Raw genomic sequence first — 24,481 nt, forward strand, 5'->3', positions numbered from 1 at the left:
CTCGTGTACTGGTCCGCGGTCGACGAGGACGCGACGAACTTCCTTTTGACGTCGCTCAAAGTGGCGGGCTATGACGTCGTGGGCGGCTCGCCGATCAACCTCGCGAGCTTTCTCGCGAACGTCAACCGCTGCGATCGCCCCGGCCCCCTCACGGGCCGCGTGTTCCAGAGCGGCACGACCGTGGAGGCCACGGTCCGCAACATCCAGTCCACGCCGCAGCTCTTCCACGGGCTGCGCTCGTGCTCGCGGCCCCCGATCCGGGCGCCCCGAGCGCGGCCCTGCGATATGAACGGGATACACGGCGTCGGGATCGTCGCCTGCGGGCTCTGGACCAATGGCAACGCCCGGAGCAGACCGACGCGCAAGGGCGCGGTGATTGCGAGGATCTGATGATCCGGTACGCCGCATTCCTCGCGCGACGCCGCCCAATCCTGCTCTGCATTGTGCGGACGGGGGCGCGGATGTGGCATTACTATCTCCGAGAGATCGACGGGACGATCCTGGATCCCTCGGTGCGGCACGGAATGCCGGCAATGCAGCCGAGCGAATACGAGGGCGAGGGGTATCAGGTGCGAATCGATCCCACGATGTTCGATATGGGCGAGCAGGGGGCGGGCCCGGTCAAAGCCGACGACGCGATCCGCGCCTTCAATACCGCCAGCCAGGTTACTGCCGTCGCGGCGACCGGGCTTGCCACCGTCTTCCCGCCGGCCGGGGCCGTGGCAGGAGTCCTCTCGGCCGCGCTCGGCCTCGTCGGCGGCGCGATCGAGCAGGCCAAGCAAGACGCACTCGCCAAGGCCCGCGCGCGCCGCGCGCAGGGCAAGAAGCCGCGCAAGGCCGCGCGGCCCGAGAAGGTGATCACGGCGAAGGTGCTGCGGGCGCCTCCTTCGCGGATTCGGCTCGTGGCTGTCGCTCGCGGGATGCAACCCGTCGACGACGCGGCGATCAAGCGCGCACAGGACGCGAGGCGTGCGCCCACGGCAAGCCCTGCGAGGGCGGAACGTGCAGCGCGCACGGTGCCGAGGACGACGACGGCGGCGCCGAAGGCGATGAGGACGACGACGAGGATGACGACGAGGGCGGCGCCTTTGACGAGGACGACGACGAGGATGACGACGAGGGCGGCGCCTTCGACGAGGACGACGACGAGGATGACGACGAGGGCGGCGCCTTTGACGAGGACGACGACGAGGATGACGACGAGGGCGACGCCTTCGACGAGGACGACGACGAGGATGACGACGAGGGTGGCGCCTTCGACGAGGACGACGACGAGGATGACGACGATGGCGGCGCCTTCGACGAGGACGACGACGAAGATAACGACGATGGCGGCGCCTTCGATGAGGACGACGACGAGGATGACGACGATGGCGGCGCCTTCGATGAGGACGACGACGAGGACGAGGAATAGTCGTGTGGGCCATTCGCGGCCTCGGCGCTGATCGGGGGAGCTGGGTCAAACTCCTCGATGTCTGCTCGCCCTGCCTCTTGACGGGTAGTGTGCTCGGCGCGGAGCGGGTCTACGGGGGGACCGGCCGCAACCTGCACGCCGTGTATGTCATCGACCACGGCAAGATCCGGCCGGCTGCCGCTGGGCTCGGTGGGGATGCGACGGACGCCGCGATCGAAGTGCACTTCGACCTCGCGGGGCCGATCCATCTGAATTGGCCCGGATCCCTCTACCTGTGCGACGGCGATCCGGAGCTCGAGTACCGGGTCGAAACGTCGGTTTTGCGGTGCGCGCCTCAATTCACATGGCACCCGCTCACGACGAGAGTGGTCAACATCGATTTGCCGTATTACGTGCCGAAGCATCACAGCCGCATCCGGTGCACGAAACAGGCTGTGGGCTTCGTGCTCGGACCGATGACCGGCACCCTCGATCACATCCCGATCCCTTGCATCGGTGGTGACCTGATCGCATTCGCTGAACGCGGGGTGACCTTCATCACGGAGTGGTGGGGATGATTGACGTCATTCTACAGCTCGGCGCGCTGAGCGCCCCGGCCGCGCGTGACCTGCTCGCGGCGCTGCGCGAGCGCTTCCGCCGCGGCGGCCGCGAGTTCTGGCGCTCGCGCGCCTATGCAGTCGGCGAAGACAAGCCGGGCCCGGTCCCGCCCGAGTGGGCCCGCTACGGAGGCGCGCGCCCTGAGCTGCGTGGCGCCCCAAGGAACACGATTCTCGCCGTCAAGGGTCTCGAGAAGATGACGCCGGCCTTCCGCGCGCGGCTCCTCGACCTCTGCGAAGGGCTCGGCATTCCTGTCGACTCGATGGCCGCCATCATGTCGAGCGAGAGCGGCTTCAACCCGAAGGCTCTAAACCCTCTGCCGGCGGCGGGGCTGATCCAGTTGACGGTCGGGGCACACCTCCCCGGGTTCGGCACGAAGGAGGCGATCCTGGGCGTGTTGAACATGAGCCCGGAGCAGCAGCTCGAGGCGATCGTTGCGCCGCTCTACGCGCGAATGCCTCGCGCGAAACGCGCGACGCCGGGCCACCTCTACATGATGAACTTCCTACCCGACGAGGCGGGAAAGCCGGAGGACCCTGGCCGCGGGCGACCTGATATCGCTGCTCATGTGGGCTGGGATGGCTTACCTGAGTTATAGGGCCGTCCGAGGCATCGCAATCGCGCACGCGGAGCACTCGCGTCCGGCGTGCCCGGAGGCTCGTCGATGAGCAACCACGCGGAGCAGGGCGGCGGAAGCCATCGGCCGTGGTCCGGCGTCGTGGTCGACGTCGTTGCAATCCTCGGGCTCGTGGTGCTCGCCTGGGCGCGGGTCCTCGACGGGACGGCCGCGGCGGGGTGGATTGCGGCCGTCGTCGCGGGGCGGATGACCGCGAGCGCGTTCCGGCCTCCGCCGGATCCTCCCGCGCCGCCCGCCGCGCAGGGCGCTAACACGCAGGCCATCGCCGATGCTCGCGCCTTGAGGGCCTGGCGCCTCGATGCCTCAGCAGCGCCCGCAAGCGTCACGGGTTTTCGCCTGGACCGAGATCTACTTGCAGACCACCGAAAGCGAAACGAGATTTTCCTCCGAGGCATGCTGTGCCTCCTGGCGTCATACGATGCACGCGATCTGCTGGCGGATCTACGGCTTCGCGATGTTGATAAGCCATTGGAAATCCATCATCTTTTTCCGAAGAAGCTTGGATCCAAGAAAATTGATGACTGCGATGCAATCGTCAATTTCGCGATCGTCACGGAGAGCACCAACGCAACCATTCGGAACGAGAGTCCAGCGGAGACGACAGCGCGACCGAATTTCAAAAAATCGTCCCTTCCCACTCAGTGCATCCCATTGATGGAATATCAAGGCGTAAATTGGGAGGGGTTCAAGGCAGCGCGCCAAAAACTACTTATTGATCGGATCACGGAAAAATTGACGGCGCTGTCTTCATAGGGCATGCAGTCAAAATTTGCCGACAGCATCATAGGTCGGGCGCTTTCGTCTCCGCCATGCAGCACCACGTGACGGCGCGCGCGTCGTCAAGCTCAACCGTCCCGAAGGCCGCGCCCCCGGACGGTTGGCACTTCCCCGGCGCGTACTGAAGATCGGTGATCTCTTTGCTGCCGATCGGACCGCCGGGAGGCGTCACGGGGTCGCACGAGTGCTGGATCGAGTCCTTCGGCTGGACGATGAGCGGGACCGAACACGCCTCGTCCTCGTACACGCGGAACGACCCGTAACACGCGCCCCCGGAGGCCTTGCACTCGCACGGGCTGCACCCTCGCGAGTCCTTGATCGCGTCGTACGGATAGACAACGAACCGCTCCGCGTAGGGCGATCCCTCGACGCACGCGTGGACCCCCTCGCGCCGCGCGCAGTGCCGATAGCCCGGGGGCAGCTTCCACTGGCACGTGGTATCCGCCGCCTCGCACGTCCACGCGGGCGCGGGCGGGCTCGCGCTGCACGATAGCGCGACCTGGCCCCACCACGGCGCGTCGGCCGTCGCCTTGGGTACGGGCACCGGCTCGGGCTTGCACCCTTCCACCGGGTCAGGCAGCGCCGAAGCGTAGACCGATTGCGCGCACGGGATGCCGCTCCCTGGCGGGCACTCCGCGCCGGCCGGGAGCGCGCCTGCGCTCGTGCAGGAGCCGTCCCAACCGGCCGGCGCTCCGAAGTCGACGGTGGGCGTCTGCGCCTCGGCGCACGAGCCCGCGCGGATCTGGATCTGTCCCGGCCTCGGCGAACAGGTGCCCTCGATCGGCCCGCACACGCACGCGGGGCAGCTTGCGGTAACGGGCTGAAGATCGGCGTACGCGAGCGAGCCGAACGAGCCCACGTCGTCGGGACAAAAGAGCTTCGCCTTGTCGTGCGGGCCGATCCAGAAGGGTTGCGGCGGCTCGAAGCCATCGGGCTCGTTCGGGATGCAGTCGCCGCGTGGCTCGCAGCTCTTCGCCTCCATGGCCGCGTCGTCAGCCTGGGCAGCATCGGTGCCGGCGTCGCAGTATTTCGAGAACGCGGGGAGCTCCGGCACGCACTCTCCACGCGCGTAGCGGCAAGCAGGCTCATTGTATTGCGGATGATCGGGACCGTACGGACATCTGTCTGCGGCGTGACCGTCCCAGCCGCACCCATGCACAAGGCCCGCGCCAGCAACCGCTGCCGCTATTGCCGCCCCCATCCAAGTTTGTCGCCGCATGGCTGCACGATACACGGAAAAACCTCCCGGGCCTAGAGAGTCAGTACCCCCGCGATGCTCAGAGCCCCGGCAATGGGCGAGCCTCGCCAAACCTCGACACCGCCAAGCGAATAATCCGGGGGCGACGGTCGCACCACCACATCGCCCCATGCGCGCACGCCGAAAGCCCCCCAGACAAACTCCGTTCCGACCCGCGCCCCGCCGCCCGCCAGCGGGCGGACCGTGTCCGTGACCCCCGGTGTGATCACGGCTTCGATCTGCCCCAAGCCGCACAAGAAAACGCGATGGGCGTGGACACAGACGGGGAGCGTTGCCGATACCGACCAGAGCGCCGAGTTGGGGGCTAACTCGAGACGACCGAGCCCCATCACTCCGCGCGCATCGAGCCCCACAGACAGCCCGATGCTGCCCACGGGCCATCGAACCTCGAAGAGCCCGACCGGACCGAGCGCCGACCCCGGAGCGAACCCCCCAGCAAGCGAGGCCCCGAGGCCCACGAGAAAGCGGGGGCTGTGAGAAGGGGATGGGCCTACCGGCTCGCGGGCCGGCGCAGCGCTTGGCGCGGGGTCCGGTGACGGCTCCGGGACGCGCTGCATCTCGATGTCGAGTGGAAGCGTCCCTCCCTTCGTCACCATGAAGGCTTGCACGTACGGCGCGAACCCCGGGGCCTCGACGCGGAGCACGTGCCGGCCGGGCTCGAGGTACGCCACGAACCCGGCCCCCGTGCCGGTCAGCCGCTCCGCGTCGATGCGCACGACGGCGCCAACGACGTTGAGCTTCACCCGGACCAGCCCGATCTCGTTACGGGCCCGGGTGAACATTTTTCCGAACGTCTCCCGCTCGGCGTCGGAGTCACCGCCGTTGCCCTCGATGGCATCGTGCAGGAGCTCCACCGCCCGGACCCATTGCCCGAGCTCCGCAGCGGTGAGGCCCAAGCGGCCCAGAACGGTCGGCTCGTTCGGCCGGAGTGTCAGGGCGTGCAGGTACGCACGGCGCGCGGCCTCCGACTTGCCCTGAGCGCGTGCCGCATCACCGAGGTCGACGAGCGTTTGGAAGTCGAGGCCCTGCGCCGTGGTCGTCGGCGCGACGGCGGCAGAGGTCTCTGCCGCGGCCGCGGGCGTAAACGCAAGCGCGGCGGCAGTCACGGTAAGCCGAACGAAGGCGCGGGCCATGGGCGGCGGTCATTCTCTGACAAACCGCTCCGATTGGCGAGGTGATTCTAGGTTCGCGGCGCAAGGCGTCGCGCACGGCCACGACGGACGCGACCCCCCGTGTGCGACCTCGGGCCCGGGCGGATCGGCGGGCTCTTCGACTCAAGCCGCTTCCGCGCGCGCGCCAGGGCGCCGCGGGGTAGGCCGCGGGTGGCCTCGATGAAAACGCCGCGCGGGCCGCTTTCGATGTTCAGCACGTCCATCAACGCGACGCCGAGAGCCACCGCGAGCCCGTGCAGCGTGTCCACGGCGGCATTCGCGCAGCCGTTTTCGAGCGCCGACAGGTGCGAGGCGCTGATTCCCGCCCGGGCCGCGACAACCGCCTGGGATAAGTCGAGCGCGAGACGTAGATCCCGAACCCGTTTTCCCAGGGCATGGAGCCACCAGGAGAACGCGAGCCGGTCCACGGTCAGCGCCTCCCGAGGTCGGCGGCGCAGAAGTAGAGCTGGCCGCGCGGGTCCTCGATGGCCGCGCATGGATCGGCGAAGGCCTCGCCGGGAAACAGCGGCGAGAGGCGCAGCCGCCTCTCCGCCTCGAGCGCGAGGACGACGCGATCAAATGCAGGGCGCGGCAGCTCCTCCGCGAACGCGTACCGGAGCACGGAGAACGGAACCCCGGGCAATCCCTGGTAGCTGGCCGCGAAGGACCCGATCTTCCGAAGCACCTCCCGCCCGTCCGTCGAAAGAGGCGCGTGGCGAGCCTCGAGCAGCCGCACGATCCACGCGTCCAACTTGGCGAAGGCCTCGGCGGTGTCCTCGCGCTTGGCCAGCTCGCGCATGAGCGCGAGGGCTTTGGGCACGGTGCGGCGCGACGGCGGCAAGCTCCCGCTATCCGGCGGCGCGCAGTAGTAGAGCAGCCCCCGGTCGAGGGTCGGGAGCGCGGCGGCCCGCTCAATGCCCCGCAGCACGTAGTCGGCGGGCACGAGCGCCACAAGGCGGCGCGCCTCCGCGTCGAGCAGGGCCGCGTCGAGATCTCCACGCGACACGAGCGGGAACGCCTGGCGCACGCGGACCAACGGGACGCCCGGCGCGCCTCTATCGAGGGCGATAGGCGCAAGGCGCTCGAGGGCCAAGAGAAGCGGCCGCACGTCGTGCCCATCGCCGCGCATCGCGAGCTCGGCGCGCAGCATGTCGAGAGCGTCGGCCATCTCGGCGCGGTTCAACAGCGGCAGACGTTCGAGAACCCCGGCCGCCGAGGACCGCGGCCCCTTTCGCCAGGGCACCGTCTCGGGCGCGGAGCTTCGCACACGGGCGGCAATCATGTGCGCCCCCTCAGGCACGCCACGGCACCCGCGAGCCATCGCAGAAAAGACCACCGAGGAATCAACGGGGGCCCCGGCTCCGATTCTCGCCTGGCCAGATGACCGGCCTCCGGCAATGTAGGGCGCTCCCAATACGTGCCGGGCTCCGTCGATCGGTCTTCGGCCGACGCGCCAGCAGGCCCGATCGGCACGGCGTTTACGTGTCTCGGATTCAATGGCCGCACCTCTCCCCAGCGCGGCGGAATGCGACGCCGCGGCGATCAAGGCTCAGCGAGACGGCACGCAGAGCGGACGCAGGAGCAGTCCTCTCCGTGTTCCTTGGCCAGGTGCACGAGCCGGGCGTCCATACGCCTGCGCCCGCTCTGCGTGCCGTCTCGTCCGAACGCTGCGACTACGGGCCGGCGCGAGGCGGCACGACATGCCGCGGCACGTCCGGCACGTCCGGAAGCTCAGGCGCGTCAGCGGGAGGCTTCGGGGACGAACTCCTCCGGGGCGCGCCTCCGCGCGCGGCCTGCGTCGGCCTCGGCGCGGGTTCGACGGGAGCGACCTCCGCGGGCGCCTCGGGCGCCATGTCGCTGCCTACCTCGGGCACGTACAGACCGTCACGCGCAATCATCGGCGGTCGCCTCACCGGCCGCGGTGCGAACAGCACCGCGAGGCCGACGATGACGCCAAACCCGAGCACCACGCCTCCCATGATTGCCGCGACGATCCATGGATTGACCGGCAGGAGCGGGAGCGGTCCGAAGAACGCAGGGGCCGCAGGAGGCTGGCCCGGCGGCCCCCCCAGCCCCCCAACGCTCGGGGCACCTCCCTCCGCCGCGCGCAACGCGGCGACGGCCGCACGCGTGACCGGATCGAGCCCCAGCGCAAACGGCGCGACGATGAGCCCCGTGCGCTCGCTCCGGTTGTCGACGTCGCGCCGCACGTCCACTCGACCTCGGGCCAGCCAGTTCTTCACCGAAGGCACGGTGGCGCGCATTTCGGCCGCCGCCTGCGCAACTGTGTATTCGTACACGTCACAGAGGATCACGGCCTGCCGATACGGTTGGCGCAACGCTTCGATCGCCAGAACGAGCTCGATCGAGCGCTCGATGTCGACACCTCGCGACGGCGTAAGCTCCCCGGCCTCGGACTCGAGCCGGCGCCGACGAGCCGCGCCACGGCGGACGCTCTGAGCGACCGCATGCGCGAGCCGCAACATGGCCACCCTCGGGCCGCGCGGATCTCGCATCACCTCGGGTGCGTTCGTCCAGATCGCAACGATCGCCTCTTGGACCGCGTCTTCATGCTCGGCCCCGGTGACGCCAAACCAACGGAGCCAGCGCGGGAGTTCCAGGGCGAACCGCTCGTACAGCTCGGCGAAGGCGACGTCGCGGGGCGGGGTCTCGACGGGCGCGGGTGTCACATCCCCATATGGCCCTCTCGGAGACGTTTTGATTTACCCGGGTGTCGATTTTTTCGAGAGGGGTCCGCCCTGGTCGGCCTGGAGCGGTCAACCGCCGCGCTCGCGTCGCTCGCGCAGGTTGCGCGCGGTCAAGCGCAGCACGGCGCGCGCCCGAGGCGTAATGCAAAGCTCCAGCGCGGCCGCGACGCCCCGAGCGATCGCGAACTCGGGCGATACCGGCGGCGCCTCGTCGGGTTCGTTCCACGCGGGCCCCCGTGCCGCTTCCTCGACGGCCGCGGCGAAGGCCAGGACAACCTCTTCCACCGCCATTACCGCGGCTCCTTTCTCGTTCCCACGTGCCAGAGGGCGAGCTCCGGCGACTGCCAGGCCTGGCCGTCGCGGGCGAGTGTGGCCAGGGTCGCCTCGACCCGCTTAGCCGGCAGACCGAGCAGCGCGGCGACCATCGCCGCGCTGCTCGGCCCCCGCGCGGCCAGCTCCGCGCGGACCTGCTCACCGCACGTCGGCGGCATGCTCGCCTCGATCGCAGAGGATGGGGCCGGGCTCCGTGACGCGATCGGCCTCGGTGTCCACGTGAATCCGGCGCGGCTCGTGAAGCCCCTCGAATCCCTCGGGCCCTTCGATGACCTCGAGCGGCCGGGGTCCCGCGAGCCTGGGATCGTCTCCCTGCCAGAGGAAGAAGCGGCACGCCTCGAGGGGTTGGTGGGCGGGCTCTTCGACGCGCGCGGGCTCTTCGACGCGCTCCGGGCTGCTCGTGGCGTCCCCTTCGGCGCTCTTGCTTGGCTGCCTCCCGCGAAGTTTCGCGCTGATTGCCTCGATCGCCCCGCCCACCCATGCGCGCGCGCCACTCCACCAGCGCGGCCGCAGCCGCTCAGCCGAGGCCTCGATCTCGCGCGTGTGGTCCGCCTCTTCGCTCTGGAGCTTCGGATCCTCGTTCATCCTGTTCCCTCCTCGCTTCCCACCGCTCGCGGCCTGATCTCCGTTCCCCCGTCTCGATCGCGCGCCGCGATCACGGTGTCACCCACCACGATCGCGAGGTCGTACGCCCTGCCGTATGCGGCTCCGAGCGCCGTGTGCAGCAGCTCGACCGCCGCGACGACGGGACGCGGGGCAGGCGGGGAAAGCGCGTCCGGCGTGACCCCCTCGAGCAACGTCCGTAGCCGCTCCCCAACCGCGGGAACCTCCGCAGCGGCCATCCTGTCCAGCAACTCCCCGCAAAGCCGCTCGGTTTGTCCAAGGTCCAGCCGCTCGAGAGCGGCCCCGAGACGGCCGCGGAATTCGTTGATCGCCGCGAAGGGCTCCGCGGGCACCGGCGCGCGAGGCTCCTTGTGCGGGGCGTGCTCGTCCACGGTGCGCGCGAGCTCCGCGACGAGAGCACCGAACCCCTCTTCGCCCCACATGACGCCGAGGCCCGTGAGCATCCCGAGCACGAACTCCAGCGCCTCCTCCTTTTGGTGATCGCTCGGCGCGCTCATGCGGCCCTCCCGAGGCCAGCAAGGCGTTCCATGTGCAGGAGCGTCCGGAGGTAGTTCTGGCCTTCCCGCTCGGCGGCCTCCGTCGTGTCGACGGCGTTCGCCAGCAGGGCGACCGATCGCAACGGCGGCGCGCCACCTCCGCGAGCGCGCAAAGGTCGGCGCGCCGGGTCGGCAAGCCAGGCCGCGCGCGTGCGCTGAACTCGGCCGCGGTCAGCGTTCCCCGCTCCCCCGGCGCGAGCGCCCCGAAGACCGCTTCACGCGCCGCCCGCAGGATCGCCCGGTCGTCCGCGCCGTGCTCGCAGAACGGCGGCACGAGCGCGAGCGCGCGAAGCTCCGGTGCGGCTCCGAAGTAGACCCGCGCCTCGTTGCGACGCGTGCGGATCGCCGCGGCCTCGATCTCGAAGTCATGATCGGCAAACGCCCAAAGCGCGCGGCCGCCTCGGTCGGCCTCGCGCAGCAGCTCGATCAGATCGTTTCGTTTCTCGAGCGCCAGCCCGAGATCGTTCGTTGCCATCCCCATGTCCTCTCCGCAGGGCTCGAAGCCCTGATCCATCACGCATGCGCGAGGGCCAGCCGCCCCCGCGCGCCTTTGCTTCGGCCGCTTCCCGCGAGCGCAGCCGCCTCTGCGCGCAGGGCCTCGCGCGCGTCCTCGCAGATGCCCGGATCGACGTCGCAGCCGATGAACCGCGCACCGACCCTCAGCGCCGCAACGCCGATGCCGCCACCTCCGACGAACGGATCGACGACGAGGCCACCAGGGGGAGCAACCACGCGAAGATGGCGCGCGACGAGCTCCGGCGGCTTCGGCGTCTGGTGGTTCTTCTTCTTCGGCGGCACGCGCCGCACGCTGTGAATGTTGCCCTCGTCGCCCGCGTGGTACTCGGGCGAGCGGTTCACGAAGTGCAGAACCACCTCGTGCTGCGCGCGAAACCCCTTGCCGAGGCCCGGCGTCAGCTTGTCCCACACGAGCAGGTTTGAGTACCGAAGCCCGCTCGACTCGAGCGCGGGCTTCAGCGCGTCGATCATCCGGTGATCGGTGAAGCAGCCGAAGTGCCCCGAAGAGCGCAACGCACGCGCAGCGCGCACCGCGACCGATCGCAGGAGCCACACGAGGCCCGTCGTCCCCATGTTGTCATTCACGAACCAGCCGAGGCGCTTGATGGTCTCGGCCTGGAGCATCCCGCGCGCGCGCCGCTTGGCCGTCTCGAAGAAGCCTCCCGAGCAATAGGGCGGATCACACCACACGGCATCGGCGCACGCCGGAGGCAGGAGCTCGAGGAACTCGAGCGCGTCTCCGCTCGTGATCGCCCACTCGGCCCGACCCGCGATGACCTCCGCGATCGAGCCTTCGCGCGGTGCGACGCGCAAGGCCGCGCCCTTCACCTCTTCGATCCAGTCCAAAGCTCTTCTCTCCTCGCGTCGGGCACACCTCGACGCTGACCCGAGCGCGATCGCGCTCGGCCTGGGTTTGGGGTTCGCTTCCGTCGCCGCTATCCCGGCGCGTGTTCCGCTTCGACGAACCCGACGCACGCGCAGCGGTCGCCGCGGTAGGCGCACGCGCCGTGCCCTAGCTCGTCGTGAAAGGCCCGCGCGTGACCGCACCGGCAGGCCTCGCGCCACCATCCCGGCCCTTGCTCGGCCTCGAGCTCCGCCGAGTCGCCCGTTGCGAGCAGCGCCAGAACGACGAGAGCCACGGCGACCAGAAGAACGGCAGCGATCAAGGCCGGGCCTCCCCGCGTCCACGTCCGAAGAACGCCAGCAGCAACCGCGCCGCGATCATCCGCCCCTCGGGCGAGGTCGACGATCCGAGCAACGCCGGCTGCGCGAGGTAATCCGCCAGCTCATCTTCGACCGGCAGCGCCTCGACCTCCGGAAGGCGTCCCCCGTCGTCACACGCGAGGCACTGCCACGAACGGCCGCCAACCACGATGTCGAAGGAGAGGCAGCGGCCGCAAGCGATGGGCTCGCCCTTGCGTCGGGTGGTCATCGCGCGCCGGTGCTCCTCTCCTGCGCCTCGGCACGCCGCACGAGCTCCGCCGCGATGGCACGCGCGCGACATGGCGCGAGCCCGACGAGGACCGCGGTGTCGCCCTGCTCGACGTTGAGGATCACCATCCCCGCGTGGCCCTCGCCCTCCTCGACCACGCGCACGGTGGGAGCCATCAAGAGCGCGCGGATCATCGGGCCTCCTCGGCGGCGCGCGGCGGCTCGTACGTGTGCCGGATGGGTCGGCCCTGCGAGGGTTCGCCCGCGTGCGCGTCGCTCTCCCGCTCGGCGTACGTCGCGGCGATGTCGAACGCCTCCGCTGCCTTCCGGCAGTACGAGGAGGCCAGCCGATGATCGCCCACGCTCATCGACTGCCGAGCGGTGATGAGGTACTGCGCGCCCTGGTCACGATAGACGCGTGACGCTTGTGCGTTCGTGAGCCGCTGCCCTGGCCGCGCCGTCTCCATGGCACGCTCGGCGTCCACGGCATCGAGGTCGATGCCTACGATCTTCCCCGTCACGGTTTCACGAGCTTCCACGTTCGTCCCTCCTCGTCGGCGTAAAACCCCCACGGCACGCCCTCGATCATCACGCGCAACACGCGACGCCCACGCAGGACCCACGAGCCGACGACCTCGCCCGTCTTCCCGACGAGGTGCGCGGCGCATCGCTGCAACACGCGGATCGCCTTGCTTCTGTTGGTGCTCATAGCTCTTCTCCCACGAGTACGTCGGCCTCGTCGCGGACGCGCTCTAGGGGCGCCCGCAGGCGCTTCGCCTCCGCGCGCGTAGTTCGCGGCCCTGCCCGGTAAACCTTGCGGCGGGGCTTGCTCCACGCGTTCACCCCGCCCCACGCATCGCCCGCGTCATCTTCGCGGCCGGATGCGACGCGTCCGCGAACGTCGCGAGGAGCAGATCGCAGAGGTCAAGCGCGTACCGGTTGACGAACCGGTTCCGACTCGCGACCGCACGCACATACCGCTCGGCGCGCGCTACCAGCTCGGCCGCGGTCGCCTCGTCGACCATCCAGCCCCCCGAGGCCCGGGCGGCAAGAACGGTCGCCGCGGCGGCGAGCGCCTGCCCGTGGTCGCCCTCACGATTGGCCACCGTGACGACGTGCCCAGCGGCGAGTTTGGCGGCACCGCGCCCAACTTCCCCAAGACTTCCCCTTGGTGGGCCTATCTCTCCGGAATCGCTATCTTTTGTCCCAGCCTCCGGAGCCGAAGGCCAGTGGTTCGAATCCACTGTGGCGCGCAGAGTCCTCACCACATCCCGTTCATCGCAGCGAGGAGCACGTCGGTGCTCCGTGGCTTGACGGGCCATCGCCGACAGCCCGATGCCGAGCACCGTCGCGTCCGGCGCGAACGACGCGAGCATCGAGAGCGCCTGCGGCCCGTTGAAGGCCATGGCCATGGACCATCCCTGCGCGCGGATCACGTCCGCGAGCAGCGTCGCTGCGTCCTCCGTCATCGCTCCGCGCGATCGAGGAGACGTGAATGCCCACGCGGCCGCTCCCTGCGCATCGGGTGCGTGTCGTCGATGACGATGGCGAGACGATCGTCGCCGCCGTGCGCGACACGGGCGTGGACATGAGCGCGGAGCTGCTCGTGCGGGTCTTCGAGCCGTTCGTGCAAGGCGCGCAGAGCATGGAGCGCAGCGCAGACGGGCTCGGCATCGGCCTGACGCTCGTGAAGAGCTTGGTGTCGCTGCACGACGGCGAGGTGTCGGCGAACAGCGACAGTCTGGGGCATGGCAGCAGGATTGAGCCGACACCTCCATGCTCCCTCCGGGCTCGGTGTAGTTCGCCGCGTTCGTGAAGAGGTGCGCGAAGACCTGCGCGAGCCTGTCGGGATCCGCGTGCACGACGGGCCCGATCCGCGGCACGTTCATGGTCACGTGGTGGCGACGTTTTTCGAGCAGCGGGCTCGCCATCTCGAGCGCCCGCGTGAGCACCGGTTCGAGCTCGGTGGGGCGCTTCGAGAGTGAAAGAAGGCCACGCGCGCCGTCGCTCGCTCGGCGTTTTGCCGCGCCAAGCGCTCATTTTCGTGGGCTTCGCGCAGGTGCGCGCTCGCCACGTTGCGCTCGTTCGTGGACCAACGGATGAGCACGCCCCTCCCGAAAAAAACAACCAGGCTCGTGACCTTTTCAGCCCACCCGCCGAGGAGCGGTTCATCGTACCGAAGGAAAAACCAGGCCACGCTGGAGCCGCCGACGAGCGTCGGCAAGCATACCGGCACGAAATTCACCATACCAGCCGCTCAATACCACGGCGAAGAACATCGTGATGAACGGGACGGCATTACCGACGGCCGGCATCAGCAATGCACGCGCGCCGAGGCCGAGCCCGGCCGATAAGAACACCACGGCGTAACGTTTCCACGCCTTGACGGTCGAAGGCGCCTCCGTGCGGTTCAATACCGTACTTCGTGGCTCCACGATGTTCCGGCGATCGGAACGAAATGGCTACGGATCTCGCGACAGCGCGATTCTGATCGAACCGCGGCGCCCTGCGAGGAAAGACTGGCAGTGGAATGGATGGAAAGACAATCCGTTTGAGCAAAAACGGATGCTGGGGAGGGACGAAACACTCGGCGCCCGAGCGTCCGGACGGTCAGGGCGCTTTGACGTCCTCGAAGTTCGTCCTCGCGGCAATGTGCTCCTCGCTCAGGTTGAGCAGGATGGGAAGGGTCTCGCATTGCCAATCATCGTCGGCGATACGGCGCACGGTGACGCGGCCGGGGACGAGGTTGTAAACCGCGTCGACGATATCCATGATGACGTAGAACCCGTTCGAGTTGCAGAAGCGCATCTTGACGAAGTCCATCGTCGTCTCGGTGACGGACTGCCGGGGGAGGACCTTCGCGAGCTCCTCGAGGTACGTGTGGAGGTAGCGGTAGGGGTTGTCCACCCGGATGACGCCCTCGAACGTCAGGATCAGGTGATGATCATCGAGCTTCGCGACCGAGTGGAACACGCTCAGTCCGCCGTCCATGATTTCACCATAGGTGAGGACCTTCATGCGAAACCTCTCATCGGGAATAGCGCTTTGACAACGAGGAACCCCTGCTCGTACTCAGCCGTGAGCTTGAACTTGCTCTCCGCGGTGAGCCGCATGAGGCCGAGGCCTCCCTTCGCCTTGTCGATACGCCGGCGATAGACCGTGTCAGCGAGGAGCTTGCGCGGGTCCTCGGCGTTGGCGATGATGGTGAAGCGATCGCGGACGGCTTTGAACTCGTCTTCCGTGGCGGGATTCGCCACGGTGATCATGAGCTCGTCGCCGTCGATCTTCAGGTCGACGCGCAACGCGCCGTCCCGGATCGAGCAGTGCTCCATCACGTTGGTGACCAGCTCGATGACGACCACGTTCGCCTTCGAGCAGATCTGCCGCGGGTAAAACATCCCCAAAAGGTCGAAGAGAAAGTTCCCGAGCAGGCCTGCCACGTCTCCGGCCACGTGATCGAGCGGCGCGATGGAAATCGACGCTCCGACGGCCGTCTGCGTCCGGTTGCCCCCGGCGCTCATTTAGCGCACCTTCGCATGATGAGGAGCGTGATGTCGTCGATGTCCTCGGCCCTGAAGGACGTATAGTCGTCCACACATCTCTTCAGGATATCCTGGACGGGTTCTTCGCTATGCCGCGCGATGATGTCGTTGAGACGTTGCACGGTATAACCCTTTCCCTCTGCATCTAAAGCCTCGACCATACCATCCGTGTACAGCGCCAGGACGTCTCCCTGCTCGAACGGCAGCTCGAACTCACGGAATGGTTTGGTCCTCAAACCGATGTAATTGCCCACCCTGTTGAACGTTCGCTGCATCCCGTGCCGGACCAGGAGCCCATATCCGCCTCCGGAAACGTACCGGATGAACCGATCGCTGAACACAACGAAGTTCACCGTGGCATACCGCCTCACTCCACGGAGGAAGGCATACGACGCACGGTTGACCCAATCCACGATCGCGCTCGGGCTGTCGGAACGCCGCGTCGCATTCTCGATCTGCGCCTTCAAGAAGGACATGATGAGCGCCGACGACACCCCGTGCCCCGAGATGTCGAACACGCTGACCGCGAAGCGTTCCCCGGGTAGCTGGGAAAAATCGTAGTAATCTCCTCCAACCTCCGCGAGCTGCTTGTGGTAGATGGCGATTTCCAGCTCCGCGGAAAGCGCGGACGCGTCTGGCAAAAGCGCCTGCTGGATCCCTCGGGCAACTTCGAGGTCCTCGCTCAGGGTTCGGTGCTGAAGCTCGAGCTCGTTCTCGATGCGCGTCGCATGCTCGAGCGTGAGCTCGTGCACCACGGACATCTCGTCGATGTCGGCTCGGAGGCGCTCGCATTGCTCGACCAAGCCTCGACACCGGGCAAGGAGCTCGAGAGCCCCACCCTCGCGTGCGAGCAAAGCCTTGCAAGCAGCGTCGTCCGATAGGAGCGCCTTGACGGCTTCGAGATCCGTCTGCTCCGACCGAGCTTCGGCCACCGGATCCGACGAGCTGTCCTTCGATGCGGTCATCGTTCGAAGAAATCCTCTGACGCGGACGCCCTACGTTCCCCTCTCCTATCAGTCACAGAAGATCATCTCGAAGTTCTGGTTGAACTTCTTGAGGTTCGGGAGCGACTTGCCCTGCCACGGAATGGCCTTCGAGCCCCGGACGACGAGCTGCACGTCCCCTTTCTTCCGCATGGCGATGGCGAACTTGTAGAGCACGTTGATGCCCGAGCTGTTCAGGAAGTTCAGCGTGCGCATGTCGATCGTGATCGACTTCGCGTTGCCCAGGAGGACCTTCTCGAGCAGATCCTCGATCGGCTGGTATTCCTGCGGCCCGCCGAGGCGCAAGATACCCTCGAAGTAGACCGTGACCTCCGCGGGGTCGTACCAGACTCGATAGTTTCCACCTTTGATTTCCATTCTCGCCCTTTCCTTCAAGATGGGCAGCCGCGCCATCGTCCTAATGCAAGTGTTCTGCGCTGAGACCGGATCGAGCTTCCACCCCAGGCTCACGCCATAATCGCTCATGATGATGAGATACCCGAGGCCTGAGCCCGTCGCCTCGACGTCTTCGGCGTTGGCCTCGGCCTGGCGACGCAGAAGCTCCCCCGGATCCTCACGCGAGAGCTCGAGCAGCTTCTCCCGCAGCGGAGGGACTTCACCGTTGGCGATGTGGTTGCTCACCAGGCACACCAGATCTTCCTTGCCAATCCCAACCGTGACATTGATGTCACCGCTGCGGTTGAACTTGACGGCGTTTTCCACGAGCTCGTTCAACACATAGCTCACCGCGCCGCTGACCTCCGCCCGGCTGATGAGCTTCCCGTCGTTGTCCGCATCCGGAAAGAGCTCGGCGAAGTACTCCGCCATGAAGTTCGCCGTGAGGTTGCAGAGGCTCCACCGCACCGCGAACGAATCCGGGTACAGGGTCAACGACATGTGCTCGCTGAACGAATCGTCCAGCGAATAGACGCCAATGATCTCACTCATAGTGTTGCCGGTCTCCTACGCGTCATAGCCTCTTGATGACCAACACGGTGATGTCATCGTAGACCTTGTTGGTTCCGATGTGGTTCATCAGGTCTTCGATGATCGCGTCCTTGATCTCCTGCGACGTCTTTTTGTGGTTCTGAGAGACGATATCGCATAGCCGCTCGACGCCGTACTGCGCCGTATCCGTGCGCTCCGCCTCCGTCACCCCGTCCGTGAAGAGAACGACGACGTCCTCCGACTCCAGATCGATCTCGGTGTTGGAGAGGAAATCGGTGATGTCCTCGTCCATGCCCACCGGGAGCCCGAGCCCGGTCGTGTCCACACGCTCGAGCTCGCCCGAGGCCCGTACGACGATGACCTCTTCGTGCTGCCCCGTGAGCCGGAGCTTGCCGTCACTGTAGTCCATCAGCGACAGCGTGAGGTTCTTGTCCGAGCTGATGCGCTGGATGTTCTGGTAGATGACCTTGTTGACGATGCCGAGGAACCGCGTCGGATCGGTCTCGTTGCTGGCGAGCAGCGTGCGAACCGCCGTCTGCACCATCAGCATGAGCACGCCGCTCTCGAGGCCGTGCCCCGTCACGTCGCCGATGCCGATCTTGATGACGCCGTTGCCGCGGAGCACGTCGTAATAATCACCGCCGACTTCGTCCGCAGGCGACATGTACCCCGCGATGTCGAGGTCCTTGATCTCCTGCAGCTCCTGCGCGGGCGGGAGCACCATGAGCTGGAGCTGCCGCGCCACGTTGAGCTCCGCGCCGAGCCGCAGGTTCTCCTGCGCGAGCTGGGCGTTGAGGCTCATGATCTCCTTGTTCGCGTCCTCGAGCTCACCGGTCCGTGCCTTGACGAGCGCCTCGAGGTTGTTCGTATGGGCCTGGATCTCGGCGGCCATCTCGTTGAAGGCCGCCGTGAGCTGCCCGATCTCGTCCTCGCTCGTCACGTGCACGCGCACCGCGTAGTCGCCCTGGCGCATGCGCGTCGCGCCCTCCGAGAGAGCCACGAGCGTGCCGGTCATCTTCCGCGAGACGAGGAAGACGCCTGCCATGAGGACGAGGATCGAGCCGAAGGAGACGAACGCCTGGCTCGCCACGATGCTCGTCCGGCTCGCCTCGATCGCATCCTGCGCCTTGTACAAAGACGCATAGATCTCTTTCTTCGGCACCACGAAGCCGAGCGTCCAGTTCTCCGGCGCGATCTTGCCGTCCGCCAGGGTCTGGAACGTCGTCAACTGCTTCAGCACCATGATGTGCGGCTGTCCGCCGATCTGCACATCCTCGCGGTAGTGAACCGCCACGTCGGTCGGGAGCGCGATCGCCGCGACCTCAGGCTCGGTGCTGTCCTTCAAGAACCGATGCAGGAGCTCGAGGCCCTGCTTGTCCGCCTTCGTCGTCAGGCCGAGCTTCTTCACGCCCGTGTCATTGACCGCGACGACGTTGCCGTTCGCCTGCGCGAGGAACGCAAAGCCCGTCTCTGCGAGCTTGACGTCCTTGATGTACGTGATGAGCGTCTCCAGCGTCAGATCAACGGCGGCTGCCCCCTCGATGCCCGTCCGCTCCTTCGACCACACCGGGTGGAAGATCGTCATGATCAGGCCGCCGCCGCCGGCATCCATGTACGGCGGGAAGATCGTCGCGTGGGTCTTGCGCGCCTGAACGCCGCCGGGCTCCTTGATCCACGTCTCCCAGCTCGGGATGAGGCCGGCATAGAAGAACTCGTAGAAGTTCGTCTTATTATGACCCGGATAGAGCTCGTCGAAGACCTTGGCGAGGTCCACGTACGGTGAAAGGCGCACGAACGGATACGCGGGCGGCCCCACCATGTAGATCTGGAGCTTCGGCGCCCCGTGCCGCGTGAACGACGGTAGGATAAGGTCCAGGTACGCGGACTTGTCGATGGCCGCCTGCGCGTCGGGCAGGATCACGCCGTCTTTCTGCATGTAGCCCCAGGCCGTGATGACCGAAGGCTCCGTCGCGTCGTTCTGCAGCCAATCCCCCGCGGGCTGCTCCTTGCCGTCCTTGTCCTTGCGCTGCGTCGGCGGCGTGAACGTGAACCGATCCTTGAAATACGGCATCGACGACAGGGTGGCGTGGATGCCGCTCATGTCGCCGTCCTTGTCGACGATGGTCTGCGCTATGTCGGAGACGACCTCGAGGTCGGCGATGGCTTGCTGAAAGCTCGAGTTGACGTGCTGGCTCGTGTCGACGAGGTGGTTCGTCAGCGACTCGCGGTAGGCGATATTGAGGCCCGCCTCGATCTCGCGGGTCGCCTCCAGGCTCAGTTTGTGGATGCCCTGACGGGCCACGAGCATGTTGAGGATCGCGCCGAGCAGAACGCTGACGCCCGTGACCAGAAGAAACTTGGTGTTGAATTTCTTGAATCTCGCGAGCAGGCCGTTGGCCTTCGCTCCTCTGAGACTCTCACGAGCGTCTGACGACACGTCTACCCATCTCCTGGCAACGCCCTCGGGGCCCCCGGCAGAGGTGCCACGTTAAACGGTCTGCGTCCTGGGATCCACACGAAACATGCGCTCTTTCCCCGGCCAACGTTCGCGTCCGACGATCGACGATTCCTTGACTCCAGTGGCTCTGCGTCGCGATCAACTGGTCCGGAACGGCTTGCGCCCCGACGCAGCGATGATGGGCCATACCGCATATCCACGATCGCTGAGGATCGTTTCCATGTGGGCCCGCAAACCCTTCTCGACATCCGCGTGAAGGGATGGATCCGCGCCGGCCGCCGCGCCAAACTGCCAGGCGACGCGGATCCAGAGCTCGACGACCCGCGCGAGATCGTTCGGGTCGGAGTTCGTGTTGCTGATGTTGATCTGGCTGATCTTGATGTCTTCGAGCCCCGCGCCCTGAAGGAGGAACCGCCCCTTCGGTCCCATGTCGAGGTCCACGCCGCCATGACGGCTCGCCTGGAGGAAGCTCTTGTACCCCTGCTGAATGACCTCCTCGTTGGGATAGCCAACCACGCAGGAGAGCATCTCGTTCGTGATGTAGATACGCCCGCCGGGGCGGCATATCCGTACGAGCTCGTGGAGGATCTTCTCCGGCTGATGGAAGATCTGAAGCGATAGCCGGCAGGCCACGAAGTCGAACGAGTTGTCGGCGAGGAGGAGCGCCGCCGCGTCGCCGTATTGATACTCGATGTTCTCCAGCCCGTAATCCGATACCACCTGCCGCGCATACCGCAGGAGGGGCCTCGAATGATCGACGCCGACGAGGTACTCGGGCCGGAAGTCACGCTGGATGAAGATGTCGAAGCAGCCGAGCCCGCAACAGATGTCGGCCACCCGCAGCCCCGGGCGCAAGCCGTGTTGCGTCAGAAGCTCCTGCTCGTGATTCCAGATGAGCTTCTCTTGCATCCGGAGGACGGTAATGAACTCGTCGTCCTCGAGCACCTGCTGGGTCGGATAGAGGGCCTTGTCATAGACCTCGATCGTGACCGCCGGATAGAGCTCGGCAATGACCTGGAATTTGCGTATGGCCCAGGGAATGACGCTCGAGAGGACGAACTTGATACGAAGGTCCGGACGCGCATGCGCCACCCAACGCACGAAGCGATTCAGCTCGAGGAACGCGACGTTGTTCATGTACTTGAGCCGCTTCAAGTTCACGCACAACGTGCCTCGCGCGCTCCGAGCCGCTTGCTCGAGGGAAGCGCGAACCGAGGCCATCTCATCGGCGACGAACGGGCGCAATGTACCCGTGAGGGTCACCTCCTGCTCCTCGTTCCCCGTGAGCCTCATGTTGAGGGCCACGGGCATACACGAGGGAGGTACGCCGGAGGACGGCGTACCCGAAGACGCGGGAGCGATGGAGTTGCTCATACCTCCCCCATATCGTCGACCTCTGGCAGCTCGAGGAAGAGGCTCAACCGGTCCTGGCCCGGCGGCTCGGATATCGTGAGCGTACAGGTGTACACAGCGGCGAGTTCGAGCAAACCAAGCATCGTATCCTCGCCGTCCGCCGGATCCTCCAGCCTGGCGCGATACCAGCTCTTGAGATCGGGCTGGTTCACGATCTGCACGGCCATACGATAGAATACTCGATTCTGCTCGGTGACCGGAAGCGTGATCTGCAGGATCACGTGCCGGCCCCGCTTGCGGAAGATGAGCTCGATCTGCCCGTCTGCCGCGTGGTTGCGATAGATGACCTCGAGAAGCTCGTTGATGAACGTCGAAAGCAGCGTCGCATGCCGCTCGGGGTCCCCCTCGTTCGCGCTCACATAACGGGCGAGGTAGTTCGCGAGCAGATGACAGTGACCCCACTCCCGAGCAAAGCCGCCCACTGTAAAGCGAGCCGCCATGATCATCCTGTATCGGCTCGAGGCGAACTCGGCTTCCATGGGTGGAGCCGGTGTGATGGTCTTGACAATCGACATCGGGACCTCGAAGGCGGCCGACCGTCGGCCTAGAAAGGCTAGCCGGTCCCGACGTCGACGTCGAGTGCCGTCTGTCCAACCGTGGTGGCTCGCGACGTGTCTCAACATGCTTCGCAAGCGGCCGTTCGCGCACGCGCGGGTAGCAGCTACCATGCCACCCCTATCACGGTCCACCACACGGCCACGCGCTAAGCACGAAGCCCACGGCGGACGGCGAAGAGCCGCAGAAACAGAAACCTCTTGTAGCGCAGTTCACCCGAAAGCCGGCGCCAAACCCGAAGGTTTGTCCGCGGCGAGACGAAACGAGCTTCGCATGCTAGGTTCGTCTTGGCTCGCCCGGCCGAAGGTGTTTCCCATGAAGCAGCTCGTGTTGTTCTCGGGCAAGCCCGAGCCCGAGCTCCCCGAGATCGAAGCAGACCGCGCGATCGCCGAGAAGCTCGCTCCCACCGTTCGGCTGGGGACGTCGACATGGACGTTCCCAGGCTGGAGAGGAATTTTCTACCCAAAGGATATCCCCGAGCGGGAAATCACGACGCACGGGCTCCGGCTCTACGCGCAAAACCCGCTGTTCCGCACCGTAGGGATCGATCGGAGTTACTACGCGCCGCTGCGCGCCGAGGAGCTCGCGCGGTACCGCGACGATCTGCCCGACGGGTACGGCTGCGCGATGAAGGTGTGGAGCGGAATCGTGGCGCGCCGAGATCCCCACACGGGAGAGCGCTCCCCCTGGTTCCTCGATCCCCGCGTGTTCGCGGAGCGTGTCCTCGTTCCGATCGAGAAGAGTTTTTCCCGGAACGTAGGCGTGCTCTTGCTCGTGCTCTCGCCGATCCGCGCCGAGGAGCGGATGGAGGCCGGCGAGCTCGCCGAGCGGCTCGATCGCTTCTTCGAGGCAGCGCCTCGATCGTTTCGCTACGCCGTGGAGCTGCGAAACCCGGAGCTGCTTTCGAGGGCGTACCTCGACACGCTCGCGCGGCACGGGGTGACGCACGTGCTCGGCCTGTGGGAACGAATGCCCACGATCGGCCGGCAACTCGCGGTGCCGAAAATCCTGACGGCGCCGCTCGTCGTGTGCCGGTTGTCCATACGCCCCGGCGAGAGGTACGAGGAGCGGCGACGCATGTGCGCGCCCTTCGACAAGATCGTGGCGACGGACGAGGCGTCCCGCGCCGACGTCGTGGAGGTCGCGGCGCGCTGCGCCCGCGAGGGCCGAAGCCTCATGGTGCTCGTGAACAACAAGGTGGAAGGATCCGCGCCGCTGACCGTGCGCGCGCTCGCGCGTCGGATCGCTGCGGGTCGCTGAGCCGTACGTCCCGACCGAAAGGAGGCGGACCCACGCGGGTCCGCCCCTCCTCTTGATCAGAAGCCGCCGCCGATCTGGGCGAGCAGCGTCCAGGTGTCGGCGCCGGGCTCGTCGCCGGCCGGCGTGATGCGCGAGCCCAGGTTGTCGAAGAAGGCCGGGCGGTAGTTGAAGCGCGCGCCGACCTTGATGCTCTCGGTCAGCATGCGATCCGCGCCCACGCCGACGGGGACGACGAGCGTGAAGCCGTCACCGTATCTGCCCGCGAAGCCGGCGTAGCCAACGCCGCCGACGATGAAGGGCTGGAGCGGGAGGCGGTTCGCGTCGGCGAGGTTGTACCGGAAGCCGGCGTCGAGCGACGTCATCACGAGCTGGGTGCGTGTGTCGGCGCGGATGTTGGCGCTTCCGAGGTAGTTGCCTTCGACCGCCCAGCGATCGTTGATCAGGCCAGTGACGCGCACGTTCCAGCCGGGGCCGAGGCTGCCGACGCCGCCCAGAAACCCGACGATGCCCGCGCCGCCTTCCACGGAGAACGCGGTCGGCCTCGGGATCTGGCGAATGGCGGGCTGATCGGCCGGCGGCAGGCCTCGCCGGGTGTCCTGCGCGTGGGCCAAGGTCGGCGCTCCCAAGGCGGCAAAAGCCACGAGGGCCGCCACGATTCGTCCGGTGGTCATTGCTTCCTCCTCAGCGAATGCTCGAGGTTTTTGCCGAGAACGAGTCTCGCCTTGCGTGTGTCCAAGTGCATGCTGCGGGCCATGGAGGCTGTGCAGGTCGGACCCTGCACGTCCAGACGGGCGGCCCGGACTCGCGCCGTGCCGCGAGGGCGGACAGCAGGCGCGCGAGGCGCAGCATCGCGCGGCGAAGTCAGGGCGCTGCGGGCTGTCAAGCCTTTGTTGTTGCCGCCCGAGGCGCTTCGGGCAGAGAGTAGAGGAGCGACGACGAAGGCCTCGGGGAGGGCGCGGATGCTAGGCGGCGGATCCGCGCGGGGGTGAAGGCCGTAGTTGGATCACCAAGGATCGAGGAGCAGACGATGAACGCGAAGAGCATTTACGAGACCCTCGCGGCGCTCGGCGCGAGCGCGATGATCGCAGGTTGTGCCGGGACGCAGGAGCCCGTGAAGGCCGCCGAGGAGCCGCAGGCCGAGGCCCCCGCACAGACCGCGACGGAGAAGAAGGACGAGTCGACGGCAGGGGCGGAGGCGGCAGGCACGACGAACGCGGCCGCCGCGCCCGCGGAAGCCCCAGCAGCGGCGGCGACTCCGGCCCCGGCGGCGGCAGCTCCCGCAGCGACGCCCGCGCCCGCGGCCGCGCCGGCTCCGGCGACGACGGCGAAGGCGGCGCCGA

At 67.1% G+C, this 24,481-nt stretch carries 32 protein-coding genes and 1 pseudogene; 8 read left to right on the forward strand and 25 right to left on the reverse strand.

Annotated elements, in window-relative coordinates; translation table 11 throughout:
* The first annotated feature begins 3 nt into the window (after window positions 1-3).
* The 5 genes from QHF89_RS06000 to QHF89_RS50135 all read left to right on the forward strand — a co-directional run bounded on the left by QHF89_RS06000 (window position 4) and on the right by QHF89_RS50135 (window position 3,401).
* A complete protein-coding gene (locus QHF89_RS06000) occupies window positions 4-390 on the forward strand; it encodes a hypothetical protein (RefSeq protein WP_136967095.1) in 387 nt (128 codons plus the stop codon).
* Window positions 377-1,414, forward strand: coding sequence for a hypothetical protein (locus QHF89_RS06005; RefSeq protein WP_284720134.1), 1,038 nt, complete (start codon window positions 377-379; stop codon window positions 1,412-1,414). Before QHF89_RS06000 ends, QHF89_RS06005 begins: the two co-directional genes overlap by 14 nt.
* A 2-nt stretch (window positions 1,415-1,416) precedes the next feature.
* A complete protein-coding gene (locus QHF89_RS06010) occupies window positions 1,417-1,971 on the forward strand; it encodes a hypothetical protein (protein WP_284720135.1) in 555 nt (184 codons plus the stop codon).
* Window positions 1,968-2,609: a transglycosylase SLT domain-containing protein gene (locus tag QHF89_RS06015; protein WP_284720145.1), complete on the forward strand. Its 642-nt coding sequence runs from the start codon at window positions 1,968-1,970 to the stop codon at window positions 2,607-2,609. The genes QHF89_RS06010 and QHF89_RS06015 overlap by 4 nt, the downstream gene beginning before the upstream one ends.
* A gap of 66 nt (window positions 2,610-2,675) precedes the next feature.
* Entirely contained in the window at window positions 2,676-3,401 is a 726-nt protein-coding gene (locus tag QHF89_RS50135; protein ID WP_136967093.1) for a hypothetical protein, read from the forward strand.
* A 28-nt stretch (window positions 3,402-3,429) separates the two neighbouring features.
* On the opposite strand, the gene QHF89_RS06025 is transcribed toward QHF89_RS50135, so the two are convergent.
* The 16 genes from QHF89_RS06025 to QHF89_RS06100 form a co-directional block, all read right to left on the reverse strand.
* Window positions 3,430-4,479 (reverse strand): hypothetical protein, encoded by a 1,050-nt coding sequence (locus tag QHF89_RS06025; protein WP_136967092.1) that lies wholly within the window; start codon window positions 4,477-4,479, stop codon window positions 3,430-3,432.
* Window positions 4,480-4,676: 197 nt separating this feature from the next.
* Window positions 4,677-5,816, reverse strand: a complete 1,140-nt coding sequence (locus tag QHF89_RS06030; protein ID WP_136967091.1) for a PEGA domain-containing protein — start codon at window positions 5,814-5,816, stop codon at window positions 4,677-4,679.
* Between the two features lie 47 nt (window positions 5,817-5,863).
* Window positions 5,864-6,262 carry a helix-turn-helix domain-containing protein gene (locus QHF89_RS06035; protein WP_284720136.1) on the reverse strand — a complete coding sequence of 133 codons (399 nt, stop codon included), beginning with the start codon at window positions 6,260-6,262 and terminating at the stop codon, window positions 5,864-5,866.
* Between the two features lie 2 nt (window positions 6,263-6,264).
* On the reverse strand, window positions 6,265-7,116 hold the full coding sequence (locus QHF89_RS06040) for a hypothetical protein (protein WP_136967089.1): 852 nt from the start codon (window positions 7,114-7,116) through the stop codon (window positions 6,265-6,267).
* A 391-nt stretch (window positions 7,117-7,507) separates the two neighbouring features.
* Window positions 7,508-8,524 (reverse strand): RNA polymerase sigma factor, encoded by a 1,017-nt coding sequence (locus tag QHF89_RS06045; RefSeq protein WP_136967088.1) that lies wholly within the window; start codon window positions 8,522-8,524, stop codon window positions 7,508-7,510.
* 87 nt (window positions 8,525-8,611) lie between these two features.
* Complete coding sequence (locus tag QHF89_RS06050; protein WP_136967087.1) at window positions 8,612-8,833, reverse strand: hypothetical protein; 222 nt, start codon at window positions 8,831-8,833, stop codon at window positions 8,612-8,614.
* Window positions 8,833-9,033: a hypothetical protein gene (locus QHF89_RS06055; RefSeq protein WP_136967086.1), complete on the reverse strand. Its 201-nt coding sequence runs from the start codon at window positions 9,031-9,033 to the stop codon at window positions 8,833-8,835. The genes QHF89_RS06050 and QHF89_RS06055 overlap by 1 nt, the downstream gene beginning before the upstream one ends.
* Window positions 9,014-9,460: a hypothetical protein gene (locus QHF89_RS06060; RefSeq protein WP_136967085.1), complete on the reverse strand. Its 447-nt coding sequence runs from the start codon at window positions 9,458-9,460 to the stop codon at window positions 9,014-9,016. The genes QHF89_RS06055 and QHF89_RS06060 overlap by 20 nt, the downstream gene beginning before the upstream one ends.
* Window positions 9,457-9,996 carry a hypothetical protein gene (locus QHF89_RS06065; RefSeq protein WP_136967084.1) on the reverse strand — a complete coding sequence of 180 codons (540 nt, stop codon included), beginning with the start codon at window positions 9,994-9,996 and terminating at the stop codon, window positions 9,457-9,459. The genes QHF89_RS06060 and QHF89_RS06065 overlap by 4 nt, the downstream gene beginning before the upstream one ends.
* 552 nt (window positions 9,997-10,548) lie before the next feature.
* On the reverse strand, window positions 10,549-11,397 hold the full coding sequence (locus tag QHF89_RS06070; RefSeq protein ID WP_284720137.1) for a DNA-methyltransferase: 849 nt from the start codon (window positions 11,395-11,397) through the stop codon (window positions 10,549-10,551).
* Between the two features lie 89 nt (window positions 11,398-11,486).
* Entirely contained in the window at window positions 11,487-11,690 is a 204-nt protein-coding gene (locus QHF89_RS06075) for a hypothetical protein (RefSeq protein WP_284720138.1), read from the reverse strand.
* A 23-nt stretch (window positions 11,691-11,713) separates the two neighbouring features.
* Window positions 11,714-11,983 carry a hypothetical protein gene (locus QHF89_RS06080; RefSeq protein ID WP_136967082.1) on the reverse strand — a complete coding sequence of 90 codons (270 nt, stop codon included), beginning with the start codon at window positions 11,981-11,983 and terminating at the stop codon, window positions 11,714-11,716.
* On the reverse strand, window positions 11,980-12,177 hold the full coding sequence (locus QHF89_RS06085; protein WP_136967081.1) for a hypothetical protein: 198 nt from the start codon (window positions 12,175-12,177) through the stop codon (window positions 11,980-11,982). Before QHF89_RS06085 ends, QHF89_RS06080 begins: the two co-directional genes overlap by 4 nt.
* Window positions 12,174-12,521, reverse strand: a complete 348-nt coding sequence (locus QHF89_RS06090; RefSeq protein ID WP_136967080.1) for a hypothetical protein — start codon at window positions 12,519-12,521, stop codon at window positions 12,174-12,176. Before QHF89_RS06090 ends, QHF89_RS06085 begins: the two co-directional genes overlap by 4 nt.
* Window positions 12,500-12,691 (reverse strand): hypothetical protein, encoded by a 192-nt coding sequence (locus tag QHF89_RS06095; protein ID WP_136967079.1) that lies wholly within the window; start codon window positions 12,689-12,691, stop codon window positions 12,500-12,502. Before QHF89_RS06095 ends, QHF89_RS06090 begins: the two co-directional genes overlap by 22 nt.
* Before the next feature lie 130 nt (window positions 12,692-12,821).
* Window positions 12,822-13,451, reverse strand: a complete 630-nt coding sequence (locus QHF89_RS06100; RefSeq protein ID WP_136967078.1) for a response regulator transcription factor — start codon at window positions 13,449-13,451, stop codon at window positions 12,822-12,824.
* Window positions 13,452-13,477: 26 nt separating this feature from the next.
* Here QHF89_RS06100 and QHF89_RS06105 point away from each other — a divergent pair, with 26 nt between their 5' ends.
* On the forward strand, window positions 13,478-13,798 hold the full coding sequence (locus tag QHF89_RS06105) for an ATP-binding protein (protein WP_136967077.1): 321 nt from the start codon (window positions 13,478-13,480) through the stop codon (window positions 13,796-13,798).
* A gap of 352 nt (window positions 13,799-14,150) precedes the next feature.
* Here the strand turns inward: QHF89_RS06105 and QHF89_RS06110 are convergent, their stop codons facing one another.
* The 8 genes from QHF89_RS06110 to QHF89_RS06145 form a co-directional block, all read right to left on the reverse strand.
* Window positions 14,151-14,396 carry a hypothetical protein gene (locus tag QHF89_RS06110; RefSeq protein WP_136967076.1) on the reverse strand — a complete coding sequence of 82 codons (246 nt, stop codon included), beginning with the start codon at window positions 14,394-14,396 and terminating at the stop codon, window positions 14,151-14,153.
* A 196-nt stretch (window positions 14,397-14,592) separates the two neighbouring features.
* Entirely contained in the window at window positions 14,593-15,000 is a 408-nt protein-coding gene (locus QHF89_RS06115; protein ID WP_136928624.1) for a hypothetical protein, read from the reverse strand.
* Complete coding sequence (locus tag QHF89_RS06120) at window positions 14,997-15,503, reverse strand: ATP-binding protein (protein WP_136928625.1); 507 nt, start codon at window positions 15,501-15,503, stop codon at window positions 14,997-14,999. The genes QHF89_RS06115 and QHF89_RS06120 overlap by 4 nt, the downstream gene beginning before the upstream one ends.
* A complete protein-coding gene (locus QHF89_RS06125; protein ID WP_232379460.1) occupies window positions 15,500-16,285 on the reverse strand; it encodes a PP2C family protein-serine/threonine phosphatase in 786 nt (261 codons plus the stop codon). The genes QHF89_RS06120 and QHF89_RS06125 overlap by 4 nt, the downstream gene beginning before the upstream one ends.
* Window positions 16,286-16,537: 252 nt before the next feature.
* Window positions 16,538-17,455, reverse strand: a complete 918-nt coding sequence (locus QHF89_RS06130; RefSeq protein WP_136928627.1) for a slr1658 superfamily regulator — start codon at window positions 17,453-17,455, stop codon at window positions 16,538-16,540.
* Between the two features lie 22 nt (window positions 17,456-17,477).
* The gene (locus QHF89_RS06135) at window positions 17,478-19,892 is read right to left on the reverse strand and encodes a SpoIIE family protein phosphatase (protein WP_284720139.1); all 2,415 of its coding nucleotides are present in this window, start codon (window positions 19,890-19,892) and stop codon (window positions 17,478-17,480) included.
* 159 nt (window positions 19,893-20,051) lie between these two features.
* Entirely contained in the window at window positions 20,052-21,224 is a 1,173-nt protein-coding gene (locus tag QHF89_RS06140) for a class I SAM-dependent methyltransferase (protein ID WP_420814215.1), read from the reverse strand.
* Between the two features lie 59 nt (window positions 21,225-21,283).
* Complete coding sequence (locus QHF89_RS06145; RefSeq protein WP_136928629.1) at window positions 21,284-21,766, reverse strand: hypothetical protein; 483 nt, start codon at window positions 21,764-21,766, stop codon at window positions 21,284-21,286.
* Window positions 21,767-22,196: 430 nt separating this feature from the next.
* Here QHF89_RS06145 and QHF89_RS06150 point away from each other — a divergent pair, with 430 nt between their 5' ends.
* Window positions 22,197-23,141, forward strand: a complete 945-nt coding sequence (locus QHF89_RS06150) for a DUF72 domain-containing protein (RefSeq protein WP_284720140.1) — start codon at window positions 22,197-22,199, stop codon at window positions 23,139-23,141.
* A 56-nt stretch (window positions 23,142-23,197) separates the two neighbouring features.
* Here the strand turns inward: QHF89_RS06150 and QHF89_RS06155 are convergent, their stop codons facing one another.
* On the reverse strand, window positions 23,198-23,812 hold the full coding sequence (locus QHF89_RS06155; protein WP_136967073.1) for an outer membrane beta-barrel protein: 615 nt from the start codon (window positions 23,810-23,812) through the stop codon (window positions 23,198-23,200).
* A gap of 356 nt (window positions 23,813-24,168) precedes the next feature.
* On the opposite strand from QHF89_RS06155, the pseudogene QHF89_RS06160 reads away from it, so the two are divergent.
* Window positions 24,169-24,481, forward strand: a pseudogene (locus tag QHF89_RS06160) (hypothetical protein); the annotation flags it as partial.

It is taken from the genome of Polyangium sorediatum (assembly GCF_029946465.1).
GTDB lineage: Bacteria > Myxococcota_A > Polyangia > Polyangiales > Polyangiaceae > Polyangium > Polyangium fumosum.